Raw genomic sequence first — 19,147 nt, forward strand, 5'->3', positions numbered from 1 at the left:
AAAATTCGCGGAATTTCTATTCCTGACAATGGCTTACGCAAGCGATCTTGCGCCACATTCGGGCGTCTAGAGCACGTTGTTTTTGGCTGGAATCGGGATTCCCAGAGGAGGCAATTTCTGATTCAAACTCCATGCTGGAGGACGGAGGCCAGCATGGATGACGCGACCTTATTCGGAAGACATCCGCGAGCGGGCCTTGGCGCGAGCTGACGCGGGGGAGACAGTTCGTTCGATTGCAGAGGCGCTACAGATCAGTCCCTCCTGTGTGACGAAGTGGAAGAATCTGAGGCGGGATACCGGTAGCCTGTCGCCTGGCAAGATCGGCGGCCACAAGAAGCGGGTTCTATCGGATGCCAACGCCGACTGGCTGCGCAAACGCATTCGCTCGGGGCCATTCACCTTGCGCAAGCTGACACAGGAGCTGGCTGCACGCGGGATCAAGACAGACGTGCGGGCGGTGTGGACTTTTGTTCACACCGAGGGGCTCAGCTTCAAAAAAAACGCTTCTACCAGCCGAGCAGGATCGCCCCGACGTCGCCCGTAAGCGGACCCGCTGGAAAGCACATCAAGGCAGGATCGACGTAGCGCGGTTGGTTTTTATCGACGAGACGTGGATCAAAACCAATATGGCGCCGCTGCGCGGCTGGGGGCCCTGTGGGCAGCGCCTCCAAGCATCTGCGCCTTTCGGTCATTGGAAGACCATGACCTTCATCGCGGCGCTGCGTCACGATCGGATCAGCGCGCCTTGGGTGATCGATGGTCCCATCAATGGTGAGTTCTTCACGCTGTACGTCGAGAAGGTGTTGGCACCCACCCTCGCACCGGGCGAGATCGTCATCCTCGACAATCTTGGCAGCCATAAGGGCAAAGCGGCTCGCCAAGCCATCCGCGCCAGAGGCGCCCACCGCATCTTCCTCCCGCCCTATAGCCCTGACCTCAATCCGATCGAGCAGGTCTTCGCCAAACTCAAACACCTCATGCGAGCTGCAGAGCCTCGTGACGTGGAGGCAACCTGGCGAAAGGCCGGTGAACTCCTCGATCTCTTCTCCAAGGAGGAGTGCACCAACTACTTCAAAAACTCAGGTTACGTTTCCGTATAAAAACATCATGCTCTAGCGCATAGGCTGTTGAAAACCTTCGGCGTCGGCTCATTCGAGGCTGGCGCCGCGGCGCAGGTCGGCCTCGATCTGCAGCTTGGTCCCGCCGCCGAAGCGGGCGCGATAGACCTGCAGGTTCTCCATGATCCGCTGGACGTAGTTCCGCGTCTCCGAGAATGGAATCAGCTCGACCCAGTCGACCGCGTCGACCTTCGGGTCGCGCGGATCGCCATAGCGCTCGATCCACTTCCTCACGCTGCCGCGCCCGGCGTTGTAGGCGGCAAAGGTCAGGATGTAGGAGCCCCGGTAGTCCTCGAGCAGGCCGCCGAGCTCGGCCGCGCCGAGCATCGCATTGTAGACCGGATCGGTCTTCATCCGGTTGAGGTCGAAGCCGATGCCTGCGCGCTTGCACACGTAGCGGCCGGCCTCCGGCGTCACCTGCATGAGGCCATAGGCCTGTGCCGGCGACACCACGGCGGGATTGAACGCGCTTTCCTGGCGCGCGATGGCGTAGACGATGCTCGGCTCGACCTCCGGACCGACCTGCCTGAAGGAGGGGATTCCGTTGACCGGATAGGCGTAGTGGTCGAACGGCAGTCCGCGGTTAAGCGCGGCCTTGCCCAGGAGCAGCATGCCGCGCGCATCGCCGTGGCGTGCGGTCAATTCGCCGAGTCCGGCCAGCGCTTCCGGATCGCCATTGTCGCCCATGTCGCTGTAGATCGGGATCGCGAGCTCGCGCTCGCCGATGTCATAGAGCAGCGCTGCCGCGCGCACGATCTCCAGCCGCTCGGCGCCGCGGCCGCGCGGCACGCCGTTCAGTTCGATCTGGGGCAGGCCGAGTTTCGCGCGCGCGAGCTGGCCATAATAGCTCGTCGACTGCTCGGCCGCGCGCGCATAGGCGGCGCGGGCCTCCTGGCCACGGCCGGCGGCTTCCGCGGCGCGGCCCTGCCAGTAGCCGGCCCGCGCCAGCGCGGTCGGATTGCTGCTGCCGACGCCGATCCGCGCGAAGTGCTGCGCGGCGACCGCGGGATCCCTGAGGAAGCGCAGCGCGATCCAGCCCGCGGTGAATTCCTGTTCGGTCTTGTAAATGCCGCGGGCGGGCATCGCGGCGTCGCGCGCGATCAGATAGGCGGTGCGGTACTCGCCGACGTCGATCATCTTGCGCGCCAGCAGCCTGCGCTCGACCCACCATTCGTCGACGTTGTGGAGACGCGCGGGCTCCCTCGGCGCGCTCATCATCAATTGCGCGGCCTCGGCGAATTTCTCCTCGCGGCGGAGCAGCTGGATCCTGGCGAAGAGATAGCCGGTGTCGCCGGTCAATTCGCGCGGCACGGCCTCGAGCAGCGCGCGCAGGTTCGAGGCCTTGCGGTTGGCCGCGATGCGGGCCTTTGCCAGCGCCACATAGCCGGAGCCAAGACGTCTTGCCGCGCGCATGCCGGCGGCCTCGTTCTCGGTGCCGTAGAGCATGGTGTCCATGCGCGCCTTGTGGTCGCCGGCGGTCAGGAACGACCCGAACAGATCGAGCGCGGTGCTCTCGGTGTCCTCGCTCATCGGGTCGTTGCGCCAGGCCTCTCGCACCAGGCGTTCGGCGTTGGCGCGGTCACCGCGTCCGATCATCACCTTGGCCAGCGCGAGACGGCCCTTGGCCGAGATCGGCGATTCATTCTGGAACCAGGCCCAGACTGCAGAGTCGTCCCGGTGGTCGTCCCACAGCGAGGCCTCGATGCGGCGGCGAAGGAATGTCTGCGATGGCCAGCTCGGATTGGCGTCGAGGAAGCTGCGGTAGCGCTCGACCGACGCGCCATTATCCTCGCTGCGCAGGATGAGCCATTCCGCAAGCTTGCGCGCCACCGGATCGGAGATTGAGGACTCGGCGTCGGTGGCGTCGCCCGGCCTGCGTTTGCGCAGGAGCTCGACGACGGTCTTGAGCGCCTCCTTGTCCGACTGTGACGTTGACGATGTCGCGGCCACCGCCGCCGGCAACACCGGCTTGCTACGCGCCGCAGGTGCGACGTGCTGCCGGGTGGCCGGAACCAGTGCAGGTGCGATCGCGGTCGGTCGCGCCACCTCCGCCTTCGGCGTGGTTCGGGTCGCGACCGCTGTCTTGGGAGCAGCGCTGCGGGAGACCGGCCGCGGCTTGGGCAATGGAACTTTTGCGTCGGCCCACGCATCGGCAACGATCGCCGAGAAGCCGACTGCGAGCGCCAGGCTGGTCGCCAATGCGGTCGATCGCAATGTGCCTGCGCGGGCGGAACGGATCACGGAGGTCCCCTGCGGCGCCGAATCACCTGATCGCTCGGGCCATCGATCTTTATTTGATTGAATATGTGGACAAAATGCTAAAGAGCGTCGCTGGTGCGGCTGTTTGCGCCAACACCACGGCAAAATCGCGGCTGGGATAGGTACGATGCGGCCCTTTCGTCCCTACGCCAGACCCGATATGAATTGCCCTTCACGGCGTTTTCGCGCGTGCCGGGTGGCGGCGTGCGAGCGGGAAGCACGCCAGAACCAAGATCGTCGGCCCAGCCGCAGCCTGAAGCGTTGGAGGAAGTCCATGGCAGCCAAGACAAAATTCCGGGGGTCATTCACTGCCTTGGTGACGCCCTTCAAAAACGGCGGGGTGGACGAGGCGGCGTTCCGCAGCCTCGTGAACTGGCAGATCGCCGAGGGCACGCACGGCCTCGTACCGGTCGGCACCACCGGCGAGAGCCCGACGCTGAGCCACGATGAGCACAAGCGGGTGGTCGAATGGTGCATCGAGGAGGCCAGGGGCCGGGTGCCTGTGATCGCCGGCGCCGGTTCGAATTCGACCAAGGAAGCGATCGAGCTGGCTGAACATGCCGAGAAGGCAGGCGCGACCGCGGTGCTGGTCGTGACGCCGTACTACAACAAGCCGACCCAGGAAGGCCTGTACCAGCACTTCAAGGCGATCAACGACGCGATCGGCATTCCGATCATCATCTACAACATCCCGCCGCGCTCGGTGATCGACATGTCGGTCGACACCATGAAGCGGCTGTTCGAGCTGAAGAACATCGCCGGCGTCAAGGACGCGACCGCGAGCATGGTGCGGGTCTCGCAGCAGCGCGCAGCGATGGGCGAAGACTTCAACCAATTGTCCGGCGAGGATGCGACCATCCTGGGCTACATGGCGCATGGCGGCCATGGCTGCATTTCGGTGACGTCGAACGTCGCACCGCGGCTGTGCTCGGAATTCCAGACCGCCTGGCAGAAGGGCGATGCGGCAACCGCGCTGAAGATCCATGACAAGCTGATCCCATTGCACACCAATCTCTTCATCGAGAGCAATCCCGCGCCGGTCAAATACGCGATGTCGCTGCTCGGCAAGATGGATGAGAAGCTGCGCCTGCCGATGGTCCCGGTCTCAGAATCGACTCGCGCGGCGGTCCGCAGCGCCATGGTGCATGCCGGGCTGATCAACTGAGGCGTGCGGGGATAGCCGCGAATAATCCGGTGCGTAACGTCGAACAGAAGGGGATGGACATGCTGAAGGAATTTCGCGAGTTCGCCATGAAGGGCAACGTCGTCGACCTCGCCGTCGCCGTCATCATCGGCGCGGCCTTCGGCGCGATCGTCAATTCGCTGGTCGGCGACATCATCATGCCGATCATCGGCGCGATCACCGGCGGCCTCGATTTCTCGAATTATTTCACCGGGCTGTCGAAGGCGGTCACCGCTACCAACCTGGCCGACGCCAAGAAGCAGGGCGCGGTGCTGGCTTGGGGCAACTTCATCACACTGACTCTCAATTTCCTGATCATCGCCTTCGTGCTGTTCATCGTGATCCGCGTGATGAGCCAATTCAAGCGCAAGGAAGAAGTGAAACCCGCGGAGCCGCCGAAGCCGACGCCCGAGGTCGAGCTGCTGACGGAAATCCGCGACCTCCTCAAGAAGAGCTAAAGTGGCTGCCGACAAGAACGAGCGCCCGATCAAGGTCGTCGCCGAGAACCGCAAGGCCCGCTTCAACTACGCCATCGAGGACACCATCGAGGCCGGCATCTCGCTGACCGGTACCGAGGTGAAGTCGATCCGCAGCGGCAAGAGCACGATCGCGGAATCCTATGCGGATTCCAAGAACGGCGAGCTGTGGCTGATCAATGCCAACATTCCGGAATATCTGCAGGCCAACCGCTTCAACCACGAGCCGAAGCGCCCGCGCAAGCTGCTGCTGCATCGCAAGCAGATCAACAAGCTGCTCGGCGCGGTCGATCGCGAGGGCATGACCCTCATTCCGCTGAAGCTCTATTTCAACGAGCGCGGCCGTGCCAAACTGCTGCTCGCGGTCGCCAAGGGCAAGAAGCTCCACGACAAGCGCGAGACGGTCAAGAAGCGCGACTGGGGCCGCGAGAAGGGCCGCCTGATGCGGGCGCGGGGATAGGGATTACTCGTCTGTCATTGCGAGGAGCGAAGCGACGAAGCAACCCATCTGCATCCTTGCCACACTATGGATTGCTTCGCTGCGCTCGCAATGACGATCTGCGGAGATCGATGCGATGAGCCAGAACAGCCTGACCGAAGTCGACTGGAGCAAGATTCCGGCGCCGTCAGACGATGGCGGCGCGGCGCATCTGACCGGCATGACTATCCCCTCAGTCACGCTGCGCGCTACCAACGATACGTCAGTAGCGCTGTCGGCGCTCGAGGGCCGCACGGTGGTGTTCGCCTATCCGCGCACCGGCGAGCCCGGCAAGATCGGGCTGGTCGACGATTGGGACATGATCCCCGGCGCCCGCGGCTGTACGCCGCAGGCCTGCTCCTTCCGCGACCTGTTCGCCGAGCTGAAGGCGGCCGGCGCCGCCCATGTGTTCGGTCTGTCGACGCAGAGCAACGAGTACCAGACCGAGATGGCCTCGCGGCTGCATCTGCCGTTCCCGGTGCTGTCGGACGAGGGGTTGGAACTGACGCACGCGCTGAAGTTGCCGACGATGTCGGTTGCGGGACTGACGCTGATCAAGCGCCTCGCGCTGATCATCGACGACGCGCGCATCACGCACGTGTTCTATCCGGTATTTCCACCCGACCGGAGCGCCGGCGATGTGCTGGACTGGTTGAAGGACAATCCACAGACGGTCTGAAGCGTTGTGCAAGATCGCTACGCGTGCAGGCGAGGCGTCGAGACGACATCCGCAGCTTCGATACTGCGGCTGTCAGAATCGAAATCAGCTAGCCGAGTTCCTTCCGCACATTCGCGAAGACCTTGCGGAACATATCGGCCGTCAGCACGCCGGTGTTCGTGTTGTACCGCGAGCAATGGTAGCTGTCGTACAGCTTGAATTGCCCGGTCATATGCACGGCACCGTGCGCAAAGGGCGCCGCAGCCAAGCGAAGCCCCAGCGCCTTTAGCGTCGATTCGTGGGCGATGCGCCCGAGCAGCACGATCGCGCGCAGCTTCGGCATCGCCGCGATGGTCGCGCTCAGGAATTGCCGGCAGGTGTTGATCTCCGCGGGCATCGGCTTGTTCTGCGGCGGCACGCAGCGCACTGCGTTGCTGATCCGGCAATCGACGAGCTTGAGGCCGTCGTCCGGCCGTGCCTGATAGACGCCGCTGGCAAAGCCGTATTCCAGCAGCGTGGCGTAGAGCAGGTCACCGGCGTAATCGCCGGTGAAGGGGCGGCCGGTGCGGTTCGCCCCTTGAAGACCCGGTGCAAGCCCGACGACCAGCAGGCGCGCGCCGGCATCGCCGAAGGAATCCACCGGCGAGTTGAACCAGCCCGGCTCGCGTGCACGGGCCTCCGCGCGAAAGGCGGCCAGCCGTGGACAGAGCGGACAGTTGCTGTCGGGTCGGGTGGATGAGGGGACGAGACTACTCGTCGAAATCGTCATCGGCTCCCCGGGGGGCCACGGTGGTGGTGGTCGCGCGCTGCAGGAATTGCGGGGAGTGATGGCGCGGCTCGCGCGGGGCCGGACGTTCGGACGGATCGCGGCCAAGCTTCGACTGCAACTCCACCAGGTCGGTGAAGACGTCGGCCTGGCGGCGCAGTTCGTCGGCGATCATCGGCGGCTGGCTGGCGATGGTGGAGATCACGGTGACGCGAACACCGCGGCGCTGCACCGCCTCGACCAGCGAACGGAAGTCGCCATCGCCGGAGAACAGAATCATCTGGTCGATGTGTTCGGCAAGTTCCATGGCATCGACCGCGAGCTCGATGTCCATGTTGCCCTTGACCTTGCGGCGGCCGCTGGCGTCGATGAATTCCTTGGTGGCCTTGGTGACGACGGTGTAGCCGTTGTAGTCGAGCCAGTCGATCAGCGGACGGATCGATGAATACTCCTGATCCTCGATGATCGCCGTGTAGTAGAACGCGCGCAGTAGCGTGCCGCGGCCCTGGAATTCCTTCAGCAGGCGCTTGTAGTCGATGTCGAACCCCAGCGTCTTTGCGGTTGCGTAAAGATTCGCTCCGTCGATGAAGAGCGCGATCTTGTTGGAAACAGGTGACGACATCAAAGTGTTCTCGCGTGGTTGTTAGTGTTCTTAGCGCACCGGCGATCGACCGCGCGCAATTTCCTGCGTTGCTGCCTAAAGTTCGGTGAATCTTTCCCCACGACAGTCACCACCGGAATTATGGTGAGGCGAGGGCAAAATGCCTAGACTTTTGACATTGCAATGAAGAGATTTAATTGTCTGGGACAGCAACCAGGCTATGTCATCAGACGCTCCGGCCATTCTGGCCCGGCCAACGGGGTATCAGAGCCTGTTCCGAAGGCAAGTGACAAATTTGCCTTGCGAAACGGTGGCCGGGCCTATAACTAACCCTCATAATCAGCATATTCGGTTCCTTTTACCACGGAGCGCCTTGAGATGGCTCGCGTCACCGTTGAAGACTGCATTGATAAGGTCGACAACCGCTTCGACCTCGTCCTGTTGGCGGCGCATCGCGCCCGGATGATCTCGTCGGGTTCACAACTCACGGTTGATCGCGACAACGACAAGAATCCTGTCGTGTCGCTGCGGGAGATTGCCGATTCTACGATCTCGCCGGAAGACCTCCGCGAGGAACTGGTGCACTCCCTGCAGAAGTTCGTCGAGGTCGACGAGCCTGAGCCCGACACTGTTCCGCTGATCGGTTCCGCCGGCGCCAGCGTCGATGCCGACGACACCGAGGTTGCCGTCGAACGGATGACCGAAGAGGAGCTGCTGAAGGGCCTCGAAGGTCTGGCGCCCCCGGAAGAGCAGCCCGAGGAAGACGAGTAGGCCCGGGCTTCCAGCCCCAGTTTCGGACGGATTGCCAAAGGCCCGGACATTGCTCCGGGCCTTTGCTTTTGTTGACAATTTTGCTGTTACGGTGCGTCCTATGGGGGCGCGGGAAATTGAACGTTCTGGCCCCATGCGGGGTGCAGCTTCATTCGAAGGCGCACTAGATTGGATAGAGAGGGCCCTCTGGCCCGCGCGAAAGGCAGTGCGTCCATGGTTTATCGGCGCCGGAGTTCCAGCCAGATGCAGGCTGCGACCGAGACAGTCGCGGTGGCGCCGGCGTCGTCCACGGCGGAGAAGCCGGCCAGACCGAGGGCGCGGATGATGCGGCAATATGACCTCGTCGAGCGCGTCCGCTCCTACAACCCCGACACCAACGAAGACCTGCTGAACCGCGCCTATGTCTACGCCATGAAGGCGCATGGCGCCCAGACGCGCGCCTCCGGCGACCCCTATTTCTCGCATCCGCTCGAGGTCGCCGCGATCCTGACCAACCTCAAGCTCGATGATGCCACGATCGTTGCCGCGCTGCTGCACGACACAATCGAGGATACCGAGGCGACACGGGCCGAGATCGATCATGTGTTCGGTCATGAAATCGGCGCGCTGGTCGAGGGCCTGACCAAGCTGAAGCGGCTGGAGCTGGTGTCGCGCGAGGCCAAGCAGGCCGAGAACCTGCGCAAGCTGCTGCTTGCGATCGCCGACGACGTTCGCGTGCTCCTGGTCAAGCTTGCCGACCGCCTGCACAACATGCGTACGCTGGAGTTTGTGCCGCCGGCGTCGCGCCGCCGCATCGCCGAGGAAACGCTCGATATCTATGCGCCGCTCGCGGGCCGCATGGGCATGCAGGAAATGCGCGGGGAGCTGGAGGACCTCTCGTTCTTCGTGCTCGATCCCGAGGCCTATGCGGTGGTCAAGCAGCGGCTCGATGCTCTGGCCGACCGCAACCGCAACCTGATCGGCGAGATCGAAACCCAGCTTTCCAAGAACCTGCAGAAGAACGGCATCACCGCGCGGGTCTTCGGCCGCCGCAAGCAGCCGTTTTCGATCTGGACCAAGATGGAGCGCAAGTCGATCGGCTTCGAGCAGCTGTCCGACATCTACGGCTTCCGCGTCATCCTCGACGATATCGGTGCCTGCTACCGTGCGCTCGGCATCGTCCACACGACCTGGCCGGTCGTGCCGGGCCGCTTCAAAGATTACATCTCGACGCCGAAGCAGAACGATTACCGTTCGATCCACACCACCGTGATCGGGCCGGGTAAGCAGCGCGTCGAGCTGCAGATCCGCACCGAGGAGATGAACCAGATCGCCGAGTTCGGTATCGCGGCGCACGCCTTCTACAAGGAAGGGGCGGGCTCGCCGAACGAGCGGCTGAAGCACGAGTCCAATGCCTTCGCCTGGCTGCGCCACACCATCGGCATCCTCTCGGATAGCGCCAACCCGGAAGAGTTCCTGGAGCACACCAAGCTGGAACTGTTCCATGACCAGGTGTTCTGCTTCACGCCGAAGGGCAAGCTGATCGCGCTGCCGCGCCAGGCCACGGTGGTCGACTTCGCCTATGCGGTGCACACCGACGTCGGCAACAGCGCGGTCGGGTGCAAGATCAACGGCAAGTTCGCGCCATTGTCCTCCGAGCTGCAGAACGGCGACGAGGTCGAGGTTCTCACCTCGAAGGCGCAGTCGGCCCCGCCGTCGGCCTGGGAGGCGCTGGCCGTCACCGGCAAGGCGCGCGCCGCGATCCGGCGCGCCACCCGCAACGCGGTGCGCGACCAGTATGCCGGCCTGGGCCGCCGTATCGTCGACCGCCTGTTTGCCCGCGCCAAGATCGAATATGCCGACGACAAGCTGAAGGGCGCGCTGCCGCGGCTGGCGCGCACCTCGATCGAGGACGTCATGGCGTCGGTCGGGCGCGGCGAGATCAAGGCCTCCGACGTCGCGCGCGCGATGTATCCCGACTACAAGGAAGAGCGACTGGTGCGCTATGGCACCTCGAAGGGGCTCGCCGCCAAGCTGAAGACGCAGACCACGCCGCATCCGGCGCGCGCCGCCACGGTGATCCCGGTGCGCGGCATCAATTCCGACCTGCCGGTGAAGTTCGCGCCGAATGGCGGCGCGGTGCCGGGCGATCGCATCGTCGGCATCGTCACGCCGGGTGAGGGGATCACGATCTATCCGATCCAGTCGCCGGCGCTGAAGGACTTTGAGGAGCAGCCGGAGCGTTGGCTCGACGTGCGCTGGGACGTTGACGAGACCATGCCGCAGCGCTTCCCGGCGCGAATCCTGGTCCACAACGTCAACGAGCCCGGCAGTCTTGCCCAGATCGCAACCGTGATCGCCGAGCACGACGGCAATATCGACAACATCCATATGTCACGCCGGTCCCCCGATTTCACGGAGCTGACCATCGATCTCGAGGTCTATGACCTCAAGCATCTCAGCGCTATCATCGCCCAGTTGCGCGCCAAGGCCGTCGTCGCTCGGGTCGAGCGCGTCAATGGGTAGGCTTGCACACGTCATCGATCCTCATGGTGAGGAGGCGCGTTTAGCGCCGTCTCGAACCATGCGGCCAGAGGCGGGCCCGCATCCTTCGAGACGCGGCGAAGGCGCCGCTCCTCAGGATGAGGGATAACTCAACCGGTTTGTCAGAGGGTCATTTTGATGTCTGCTCCTCCGCTGCGCCTCGGCGTCAATGTTGATCACGTTGCGACCCTGCGCAATGCGCGGGGCGGCGCGCGGCCCGATCCGGTGCGTTTGGCGCTTGCGGCGATCGCGGCCGGGGCCGACGGCATCACCGCGCATCTGCGCGAGGATCGCCGGCATATCCGCGACGAGGACATGGCCCGGCTGAAGGCCGAAATATCCAAGCCGTTGAACTTCGAGATGGCCGCGACCGACGACATGCTGCGGATTTCGCTCACCACCAAGCCGCACGCCGTCTGCCTTGTGCCGGAGCGGCGCCAGGAGCTTACCACCGAAGGCGGTCTCGACGTGGTCGGCCAGCGCAATGCGCTCGCGCCCTTCATTGCGCGACTCAGCGATGCCGGCATCCGGGTCTCGCTGTTCATCGCCGCCGATCCGAGGCAGATCGAAATGGCCGCGAAATTGAAGGCGCCGGTGATCGAGATCCACACCGGCGGCTGGTGCGACGCCGTGCTCGACGGCCACAAGGACAAGGCCGAGGCCGAATGGAAGCGGATCGTCGAGGGGGCCAGGCTCGCGAATGCCGCGGGGCTCGAGGTCCATGCCGGCCATGGCCTCGACTATGAGACCACCGAGACGATCTCGGCGCTGCCCGAGATTCGCGAGCTCAACATCGGCTATTTCATGATGGGCGAGGCGCTGTTTGTCGGCATTGCGGAGACCGTCCGCGCGATGCGCGCGGCGATGGATCGCGGACGCGCCAAGGCGAAGGGCGCTGTCAGCGCATGATCATCGGCATCGGCTCCGACCTGATCGACATCACCCGAGTCGCCAAGGTGATCGAGCGGCACGGCGAGCGCTTCCTCGAACGCATCTTCACCGACGCGGAAAGGGCCAAGGCGATGCGCCGTACCAAGAGCGAGAAGATGGTGGTCGCGACCTACGCCAAGCGCTTCGCCGCCAAGGAGGCGTGTTCCAAGGCGCTCGGGACCGGCATCCGGCGCGGAGTGTGGTGGAAGGACATGGGCGTGGTGAACCTGCCAGGAGGGCGGCCGACCATGCAACTGACGGGCGGGGCGCTGGCGCGGCTGCAGGAGCTGACGCCCGATGGCCTAGAGGCCAGGATCGATCTCTCGATCACCGATGATTGGCCGCTCGCTCAGGCCTTCGTCATAATTTCGGCTGTTGCCCCCGCCAAATAAGCGGGGCAGCCCGCGGGGGCACCAGAAACCTTCAGAAAACTAAAAAATCATTGATATTTCAATGGATTGTGAAGTTTTTGCGCGGCGATTGATTGCGTGCGTGCGAACAACCGTCTAAAACGCCGCAGGGTTAGCATCGAGCGAGACGCGGATTCGGGTTTACGCCGGAATTTGCCCTCAAGATCAGAATCAAGGCCATTTTCCTCACGCGAGGATCGCACGCTTCGCGGGAAGAGAACGTTCTGCCACCGCGTGGGCACCAAAGCTCGCGGGAATTGGGAAAGCAATGAGCGCGACCACCGGGACCAAATCTGAAAGCGGCTTGGGCGAAACCATCCGCGTCGTCATCCACGCTCTGCTGATCGCGCTCGTCATCCGGACCTTCCTGTTCCAGCCGTTCAACATCCCCTCAGGCTCGATGAAAGCGACACTGCTGGTCGGCGACTACCTCTTCGTATCGAAATACTCCTACGGCTACAGCCACTATTCGATCCCGCTGTCGCCGCCGCTGTTTTCCGGGCGCGTTTTCGGCTCCAGCCCGAATCGCGGCGACATTGTCGTGTTCCGACTGCCCAAGGACGACACCACCGACTACATCAAGCGCGTGATCGGCCTGCCGGGCGACCGTATCCAGATGAAGGAGGGACTGCTTTACATCAATGACGTCCCGGTCAAGCGCGAGCGTCTGAGCGACTTCGTCGGTGAGGACCCCTGCGGCTCGGACGCCACCGCCCGCGTCAAGCGGTGGAAGGAGACGCTCCCGAACGGCGTCAGCTATGAGACGCTCGATTGCGTCGACAACGGGTTCTACGACAACACCAACGTCTACACCGTGCCCGAAGGTCACTTCTTCATGATGGGCGACAACCGCGACAATTCGACCGACAGCCGCGTGCTGTCGGCGGTCGGCTACGTGCCGCTCGAAAACATTGTCGGCCGGGCCCAGATGATCTTCTTCTCGATCGCTGAGGGCGAGCACGCCTGGATGTTCTGGCGCTGGCCCACCGCCGTGCGGTGGAATCGCATATTCTCTATCGTGCGATGAACGACGAGACATCAGCCATCAAGGATCAACCGCCACCCGGTGAGCCGAACCCGACGCCTGCCGCCGGCGGTGAGGCCGCGCCGAAGAAGCGGCGCAGCAAGGCCGCCAGGGCCGCGGAAGAAAAGGCCGCGATCGCGGGCACCGAGGCGCGCATCGGGTACAAGTTCGCCGATCCCGCGTTGCTGACCACCGCGTTCACCCACGTCTCCGCGCTCAAGCCCGCCACCCGCAACCGCGCCGACAGCTACCAGCGCCTCGAATTTCTCGGCGATCACGTGCTCGGGCTGATCGTCTCCGACATGCTGTTCCGCGCCTTTCCGAAGGCCGACGAGGGCGAATTGTCGAAGCGGCTCGCCGATCTCGTGCGCAAGGAAAGCTGCGCCGACGTCGCCAAATCGCTCGGCCTGCTCGACGACATCAAGCTCGGCATGGTGAAGGCGGTCGAGGGAGCGCGTTTGCGCAAATCGGTGCTCGGCGACATCTGCGAGGCCGTGATCGGCGCGATCTATCTCGACGGCGGCTACGAGGCCGCGCGTCAGTTCGTCGAGCGCAACTGGACCGAGCGGATGCACAAGCCTCGCCGCCCGCTGCGCGATCCTAAGACCGTGCTGCAGGAATGGGCCCAGGGCAAGGGATTGCCGACGCCGGTCTATCGCGAGGTCGAGCGCACCGGCCCACATCACGATCCGCAATTCCGCGTCGCCGTCGACCTGCCGGGATTGGCGTCGGCCGAGGGCCTGGGCGGCAACAAGCGCGCGGCAGAGAAGGCGGCGGCCTCGGCGATGATCGAGCGCGAGGGCGTCGGTACCAATGACTGATCAGGCCAAAGGGCAGGGGTCCGCGACGCGCTGCGGGTTCGTCGCGCTGATCGGCGCTCCCAATGTCGGCAAGTCGACGCTGGTCAACGCGCTGGTCGGCTCCAAGGTCACCATCGTCTCGCGCAAGGTGCAGACCACGCGCGCGCTGATCCGCGGCATTGTGATCGAGGGCAATGCGCAGATCATCCTGGTCGACACGCCCGGCATCTTCGCACCGCGGCGCCGGCTCGACCGCGCCATGGTGTCGACTGCCTGGAGCGGCGCCCATGACGCCGATCTCGTCTGCGTGCTGCTCGACGCCAAGTCGGGCCTCGACGAGGAGGCGAACGCAATCCTCGGCAAGCTCGAGACCGTCGGGCATCCGAAGATCCTGGTGCTGAACAAGATCGACCTCGTGCCGCGCGAAAAGCTGCTGGCGCTGGCCCAGGCGGCCAACGAGCGGATGCGCTTCGAACGGACGTTCATGATCTCCGCGCTGTCCGGCGATGGCGTTGCCGATTTGCGCCAGACGCTGGCGACGATGGTGCCGGAGGGGCCGTTCCTGTACCCCGAGGACCAGATGTCGGATGCGCCGATGCGGCACCTTGCGGCGGAGATCACGCGCGAGAAGATCTACGGCCACCTGCACCAGGAACTGCCGTACCAGTCGACCGTCGAGACCGATAGCTGGACCGACCGCAAGGACGGTTCGATCCGGATCGAGCAGACGATCTTCGTCGAGCGTGAGAGCCAGCGGAAGATCGTGCTCGGCAAGGGCGGCGCCACCATCAAGTCGATCGGCGCGGACTCGCGCAAGGAGATCGCCGAGATCATGGGCGTGCCCGTGCATCTCTTCCTGTTCGTCAAGGTGCGCGAGAACTGGGGCGACGACCCGGACCGTTACAGGGAAATGGGACTGGACTTCCCCAAGGAATAAGAACCGGCGTGTGCGATGAACGTGCCTAGAAACGTGCTGTGGTTTGAAGTGCTGCTCTATCTCTCGCTGACGCTGGATGCGTTGTCTGTGGCGTTCCAGGACCGCACGCCGAACAATGAGATGACCGATCAGATGATCATGGTGGCGACGCTGATGGCCGGCGGCATGATCCTGCTGCTGATGTATTTCGTCTGGCTTGCCGCGCAGCGCCGCAAGAACTGGCCGCGCTGGGCGCTGGCCGCGGCGCTGGTGCTGTCGGTGATCTCCCTGGTGCAGGTGATCGGCGACCGCGGCGTTGAGCTCGACAGCGGCATCGAAGTGGTGTCCTGCATCCTGACCACGGCGGGGCTCTATTTCTCCTTCACCGGCGATGCGCAGGGCTGGTTCAACGCGTGAAGCCGGCCGAGCGGGTTGGCCAACTGAGTCGGCCGCCCACGAGCGCGGGGCGAAGATGTGGCCCGCCCTTGTAACTTCCTGGCGATATCGGCGGATTGCGCTGCGCCAGTCCGCCCTGCGATGATACATTCGCAATCATGGAATGGACCGACGAAGGCATCGTGCTGGGCGTGCGGCGGCATGGCGAATCCTCTGCCATTGTCGAACTGCTGACACGCGGGCACGGCCGCCATCTCGGCCTGGTGCGCGGCGGCGCCAGCTCGCGGATGCGGCCGCTGCTGCAGCCCGGTAACAACGTCACCGCGGTGTGGCGAGCGCGGCTCGACGAGCATCTCGGCATGTATGCGATCGAGGGCACGCGGCTGCGCGCGGCGACGCTGCTCGGCTCGTCGCATGGCGTCTACGGCGTAACGCATCTGGCCGCACTGGCGCGGCTGCTGCCGGAGCGCGATCCTCATGAAGAGATCTACGAGATGCTGCAGTGGACGCTCGACGATTTCGAGGATGCGGGCATCGCCGCGGTGCATGTGATCCGGTTCGAGCTGGCGATGCTGGCCGAGCTCGGATTCGGGCTCGATCTGCAAAACTGCGCAGCCACGGGTGCGACCACCGAGCTGATCTACGTCTCGCCGAAATCCGGCGGCGCGGTGTCGCGCGCAGCCGGCGAACCGTGGCGCGACCGTCTGCTGCCATTGCCGGCCTTCCTGCGTGAGGGCGACGGCGGCGCGAATGCCTGGTCTGAGCAGGACCTGCTCGACGGCTTCCAGATCACCGGGCTGTTCCTGCTCCGCCACGTGCTGGAGCCGCGCGGGCAGGGCCATTCCGATGCCCGTGATGGGTTTATCAACGCTGTGACCAAGCGGCGGACGCGGGCGTCAGGGACGTAAGCGAGCGAGGCAACGGCCAAACGCCGGGGTCCGTCAGGCTCGTTGAGTTCGTCCAGTTCCTTTCGGCTGCATCGCTTCGACGTTCCCGCGCCCCTGTCATGCGCGCCAGGACAGGGAACCAGATCGCCCCGTGGTGCGTTTCGGCTTGGTTCCATCGATGGGGCGGCTGATGTATCTTCGGGGAATTCTGATTTCGGCGGCGCTGCTGACGTTGGCGCCGGATGCAATCGCTGGTGAGCGGCATGGCGTGATCCGCCGCGTCTCCTGCACGTTGGTTCGCTACTACGTCGCCAAATACTCGGCCGCGGCTGCCGAAAGCTGGGCGCGAGCCCACGGTGCAACCGACGCCGAGATCGACGTCGCCCGCCGTTGCCTCAACGAAGCCCCCGTCGAGACCCTGCAGGCGGTCAACCAGTTCGCGCAATAATCGCGCGAATCAGGTGCATCGGGGCGCGGCTGACGTGATTCGCGTCTTGCCCGATTCACCGGCACGGTTTAACGCCTCCTCATGGGAAAACGACAGCTACCGCCGGAAGAGCCGGCTGAAATCCACGAGGTGCCGCTGCGTGACGCGCTCGAGGAGCGCTATCTCGCCTATGCGCTCTCGACCATCATGCACCGCGCACTGCCGGACGCCCGCGACGGGCTGAAGCCGGTGCACCGGCGCATCCTCTACGGCATGCGGCTGTTGCGGCTCGATCCAGGGACCGCCTTCAAGAAATCTGCGAAGATCGTCGGCGATGTGATGGGTTCGTTCCATCCGCATGGCGACCAGGCGATCTATGACGCCATGGTGCGTCTGGCGCAGGACTTCAGCTCGCGATATCCGCTGGTCGACGGTCAGGGCAATTTCGGCAATATCGACGGCGATAACCCGGCAGCTTATCGCTACACCGAAGCGCGCATGACCGAGGTCGCGCGGCTGCTGCTGGACGGCATCGATGAGGACGGCGTCGAGTTCCGCGCCAATTACGACGGCCAGTCGAAAGAGCCGGTGGTGCTGCCGGGCGGCTTTCCGAACCTGCTTGCCAATGGCGCGCAAGGCATCGCGGTCGGCATGGCGACCGCCATTCCGCCGCACAATGCCGCCGAGCTCTGCGATGCGGCGCTGCATCTGATCGACAAGCCCGACGCGAAGTCGAAGGCGCTGCTGAAATGGGTCAAGGGCCCGGACTTCCCGACCGGCGGCATCGTCGTTGATTCCAAAGAAGCGATTATCGAGGCCTACACGACGGGCCGCGGCTCGTTCCGCACCCGTGCGCGCTGGTCGGTGGAAGAGGGCGCCCGCGGCACCTGGGTGGTGGTCGTCACCGAAATTCCGTGGCTGGTGCAGAAGTCGCGCCTCCACGAGAAGATCGTCGAGCTGCTGGAGCAGAAGAAGCTGCCGCTGGTCGGCGACGTCCGCGACGAATCGGCGGAGGACATCCGCCTCGTCATCGAGCCGAAGTCGCGCACGGTCGATCCTGCCCTGATGATGGAGTCGCTGTTCCGGCTGACCGAGCTGGAAAGCAGGATCTCGCTGAACCTTAACGTGCTGATCAAGGGCCGCATCCCGAAGGTGGTCGGCCTTGCCGAAGCCCTGCGCGAATGGCTCGACCATTTGCGCGACGTGCTGATCCGCCGCTCCAATTTCCGCAAGGGCGAGATCGAGCACCGGCTCGAAGTGCTCGGCGGGCAGCTGATCGCCTATCTGAACCTCGACAGGGTGATCAAGATCATCCGCACCGAGGACGAGCCGAAGCCGGTCTTGATGAAGACCTTCAAGCTGTCAGAGATCCAGGCCGAGTCGATCCTCAACATGCGCCTGCGCAACTTGCGCCGGCTGGAGGAGATGGAGATCCGCAACGAGGATAAGGAGTTGCGGAAGGAGCTGAAGGGCATCGAGGGCCTGCTCGGGTCGGAAGCGCAGCAATGGGCAAAGGTCGGCGAGCAGGTCACAAAGGTCCGCGATATTTTCGGGCCCAAGACTCCGCTCGGCAAGCGCCGCACCACCTTTGCCGACGCGCCGGAGCATGATCTCGCCGCGATCGAGGAGGCCTTCGTCGAGCGCGAGCCGTGCACCGTGGTGATCTCCGAGAAGGGCTGGGTGCGAACGCTGAAGGGCCATGTCGCCGATCTCTCCGGCCTTGCCTTCAAGACCGACGACAAGCTCGATCACGCCTTCTTCGCGGAGACGACCTCGAAGCTTCTGCTGTTTGCGACCAATGGCAAGTTCTATTCGCTCGACGTGGCGAAGCTGCCAGGCGGCCGCGGCCATGGCGAGCCGATCCGCATGTTCATCGACCTCGAGCAGGACGCGGCAATCGTCGCGCTGTTCGTCAACAAGGGCGAGCGCAAGTTCCTGATCGCGAGCAGCGAGGGTCAGGGCTTCATCGTCAAGGAGGAGGACTGCGTCGGCAACACCCGCAAGGGCAAGCAGGTGCTCAACGTGGAGATGCCGAACGAGGCCCGCGCGATCACCACCGTGATCGGCGACACCGTTGCCGTGATCGGCACCAACCACAAGATGGTGCTGTTCGGTCTCGACCAGGTGCCGGAAATGGCGCGCGGCCGCGGCGTACGCTTGCAGAAATACACCAGTGCGGCGCTGTCCGATGTCGCGGTGTTCGATTCCAAGACAGGCCTGACCTGGAAGGATTCCGCCGGCCGCGACCACAGCATGACCATGAAGGAACTGGCCGACTGGCGCGGCAACCGCGCCGACGCCGGCCGGCTCGCCCACGGCCTGCCGAAGTCGAACAAGTTCAATCGCGGCGTGGAGTAAACAAGGCCTGTAGCCCGGATGAAGCCAACGGGTCGCGCGAATGCGCGCTCGATGACAGGCTCCGCGAAATCCGGGAATCGTCTTCAAACGCACAGCAGCCCCCGGATTGCGCTACGCTCCATCCGGGCTACGTTTTGGCCGAGCGCGGTGTGATAGTATCCACATT

At 64.1% G+C, this 19,147-nt stretch carries 19 protein-coding genes; 16 read left to right on the forward strand and 3 right to left on the reverse strand.

Going from position 1 to position 19,147, the window contains the following annotated elements:
- The first annotated feature begins 157 nt into the window (after window positions 1–157).
- Window positions 158–1,100, forward strand: a protein-coding gene (locus MTX19_RS17585) for an IS630 family transposase (RefSeq protein ID WP_280982053.1) whose coding sequence is annotated in 2 segments (ribosomal slippage) — window positions 158–493 and window positions 495–1,100 — 942 coding nt in all. Because the reading frame shifts where the segments join, the coding sequence is not laid out codon by codon here.
- 48 nt (window positions 1,101–1,148) lie between these two features.
- Here the strand turns inward: MTX19_RS17585 and MTX19_RS17590 are convergent.
- Window positions 1,149–3,359 (reverse strand): transglycosylase SLT domain-containing protein, encoded by a 2,211-nt coding sequence (locus MTX19_RS17590; protein WP_280984603.1) that lies wholly within the window; start codon window positions 3,357–3,359, stop codon window positions 1,149–1,151.
- A gap of 292 nt (window positions 3,360–3,651) precedes the next feature.
- Between MTX19_RS17590 and dapA the strand changes: the two genes are divergently transcribed.
- The 4 genes from dapA (at window position 3,652) to MTX19_RS17610 (ending at window position 6,193) form a co-directional block, all read left to right on the forward strand.
- The gene (gene dapA, locus MTX19_RS17595; protein ID WP_280984604.1) at window positions 3,652–4,542 is read left to right on the forward strand and encodes a 4-hydroxy-tetrahydrodipicolinate synthase; all 891 of its coding nucleotides are present in this window, start codon (window positions 3,652–3,654) and stop codon (window positions 4,540–4,542) included.
- 59 nt (window positions 4,543–4,601) lie between these two features.
- Window positions 4,602–5,018, forward strand: a complete 417-nt coding sequence (gene mscL, locus MTX19_RS17600) for a large conductance mechanosensitive channel protein MscL (protein ID WP_280984605.1) — start codon at window positions 4,602–4,604, stop codon at window positions 5,016–5,018.
- A 1-nt stretch (window position 5,019) separates the two neighbouring features.
- Window positions 5,020–5,496, forward strand: a complete 477-nt coding sequence (gene smpB / locus MTX19_RS17605; protein WP_066513928.1) for an SsrA-binding protein SmpB — start codon at window positions 5,020–5,022, stop codon at window positions 5,494–5,496.
- A gap of 115 nt (window positions 5,497–5,611) precedes the next feature.
- The gene (locus MTX19_RS17610) at window positions 5,612–6,193 is read left to right on the forward strand and encodes a peroxiredoxin (protein ID WP_280984606.1); all 582 of its coding nucleotides are present in this window, start codon (window positions 5,612–5,614) and stop codon (window positions 6,191–6,193) included.
- A gap of 88 nt (window positions 6,194–6,281) precedes the next feature.
- Here MTX19_RS17610 and MTX19_RS17615 read toward each other — a convergent pair whose 3' ends face one another.
- Together MTX19_RS17615 and MTX19_RS17620 are read right to left on the reverse strand one after the other, a co-directional pair.
- Window positions 6,282–6,941: a uracil-DNA glycosylase gene (locus MTX19_RS17615; RefSeq protein WP_280984607.1), complete on the reverse strand. Its 660-nt coding sequence runs from the start codon at window positions 6,939–6,941 to the stop codon at window positions 6,282–6,284.
- Window positions 6,922–7,560, reverse strand: a complete 639-nt coding sequence (locus MTX19_RS17620) for an NYN domain-containing protein (protein ID WP_280977649.1) — start codon at window positions 7,558–7,560, stop codon at window positions 6,922–6,924. Before MTX19_RS17620 ends, MTX19_RS17615 begins: the two co-directional genes overlap by 20 nt.
- 357 nt (window positions 7,561–7,917) lie before the next feature.
- Here MTX19_RS17620 and rpoZ point away from each other — a divergent pair, with 357 nt between their 5' ends.
- From rpoZ to parC, 11 genes are all read left to right on the forward strand, one after another.
- Window positions 7,918–8,310 carry a DNA-directed RNA polymerase subunit omega gene (gene rpoZ / locus MTX19_RS17625; RefSeq protein WP_024512695.1) on the forward strand — a complete coding sequence of 131 codons (393 nt, stop codon included), beginning with the start codon at window positions 7,918–7,920 and terminating at the stop codon, window positions 8,308–8,310.
- A gap of 213 nt (window positions 8,311–8,523) precedes the next feature.
- Complete coding sequence (locus MTX19_RS17630) at window positions 8,524–10,815, forward strand: bifunctional (p)ppGpp synthetase/guanosine-3',5'-bis(diphosphate) 3'-pyrophosphohydrolase (RefSeq protein WP_280984608.1); 2,292 nt, start codon at window positions 8,524–8,526, stop codon at window positions 10,813–10,815.
- Window positions 10,816–10,971: 156 nt separating this feature from the next.
- The gene (locus MTX19_RS17635; protein ID WP_280984609.1) at window positions 10,972–11,742 is read left to right on the forward strand and encodes a pyridoxine 5'-phosphate synthase; all 771 of its coding nucleotides are present in this window, start codon (window positions 10,972–10,974) and stop codon (window positions 11,740–11,742) included.
- Window positions 11,739–12,155 (forward strand): holo-ACP synthase, encoded by a 417-nt coding sequence (acpS, locus tag MTX19_RS17640; RefSeq protein WP_280984610.1) that lies wholly within the window; start codon window positions 11,739–11,741, stop codon window positions 12,153–12,155. The genes MTX19_RS17635 and acpS overlap by 4 nt, the downstream gene beginning before the upstream one ends.
- Window positions 12,156–12,441: 286 nt before the next feature.
- Complete coding sequence (lepB, locus tag MTX19_RS17645; RefSeq protein WP_280977654.1) at window positions 12,442–13,200, forward strand: signal peptidase I; 759 nt, start codon at window positions 12,442–12,444, stop codon at window positions 13,198–13,200.
- Entirely contained in the window at window positions 13,170–14,018 is an 849-nt protein-coding gene (gene rnc, locus MTX19_RS17650) for a ribonuclease III (RefSeq protein WP_280984611.1), read from the forward strand. Before lepB ends, rnc begins: the two co-directional genes overlap by 31 nt.
- Entirely contained in the window at window positions 14,011–14,934 is a 924-nt protein-coding gene (gene era, locus MTX19_RS17655; RefSeq protein ID WP_280984612.1) for a GTPase Era, read from the forward strand. Before rnc ends, era begins: the two co-directional genes overlap by 8 nt.
- A 15-nt stretch (window positions 14,935–14,949) precedes the next feature.
- The gene (locus MTX19_RS17660; RefSeq protein ID WP_280984613.1) at window positions 14,950–15,330 is read left to right on the forward strand and encodes a hypothetical protein; all 381 of its coding nucleotides are present in this window, start codon (window positions 14,950–14,952) and stop codon (window positions 15,328–15,330) included.
- 137 nt (window positions 15,331–15,467) lie between these two features.
- On the forward strand, window positions 15,468–16,217 hold the full coding sequence (gene recO / locus MTX19_RS17665) for a DNA repair protein RecO (protein WP_280984614.1): 750 nt from the start codon (window positions 15,468–15,470) through the stop codon (window positions 16,215–16,217).
- A gap of 169 nt (window positions 16,218–16,386) precedes the next feature.
- Entirely contained in the window at window positions 16,387–16,644 is a 258-nt protein-coding gene (locus tag MTX19_RS17670; protein WP_280984615.1) for a hypothetical protein, read from the forward strand.
- Between the two features lie 81 nt (window positions 16,645–16,725).
- Window positions 16,726–18,981, forward strand: coding sequence for a DNA topoisomerase IV subunit A (gene parC, locus MTX19_RS17675; protein WP_280984616.1), 2,256 nt, complete (start codon window positions 16,726–16,728; stop codon window positions 18,979–18,981).
- Window positions 18,982–19,147 lie beyond the last annotated feature (166 nt).

This window comes from Bradyrhizobium sp. ISRA464 (genome assembly GCF_029910095.1).
GTDB lineage: Bacteria > Pseudomonadota > Alphaproteobacteria > Rhizobiales > Xanthobacteraceae > Bradyrhizobium.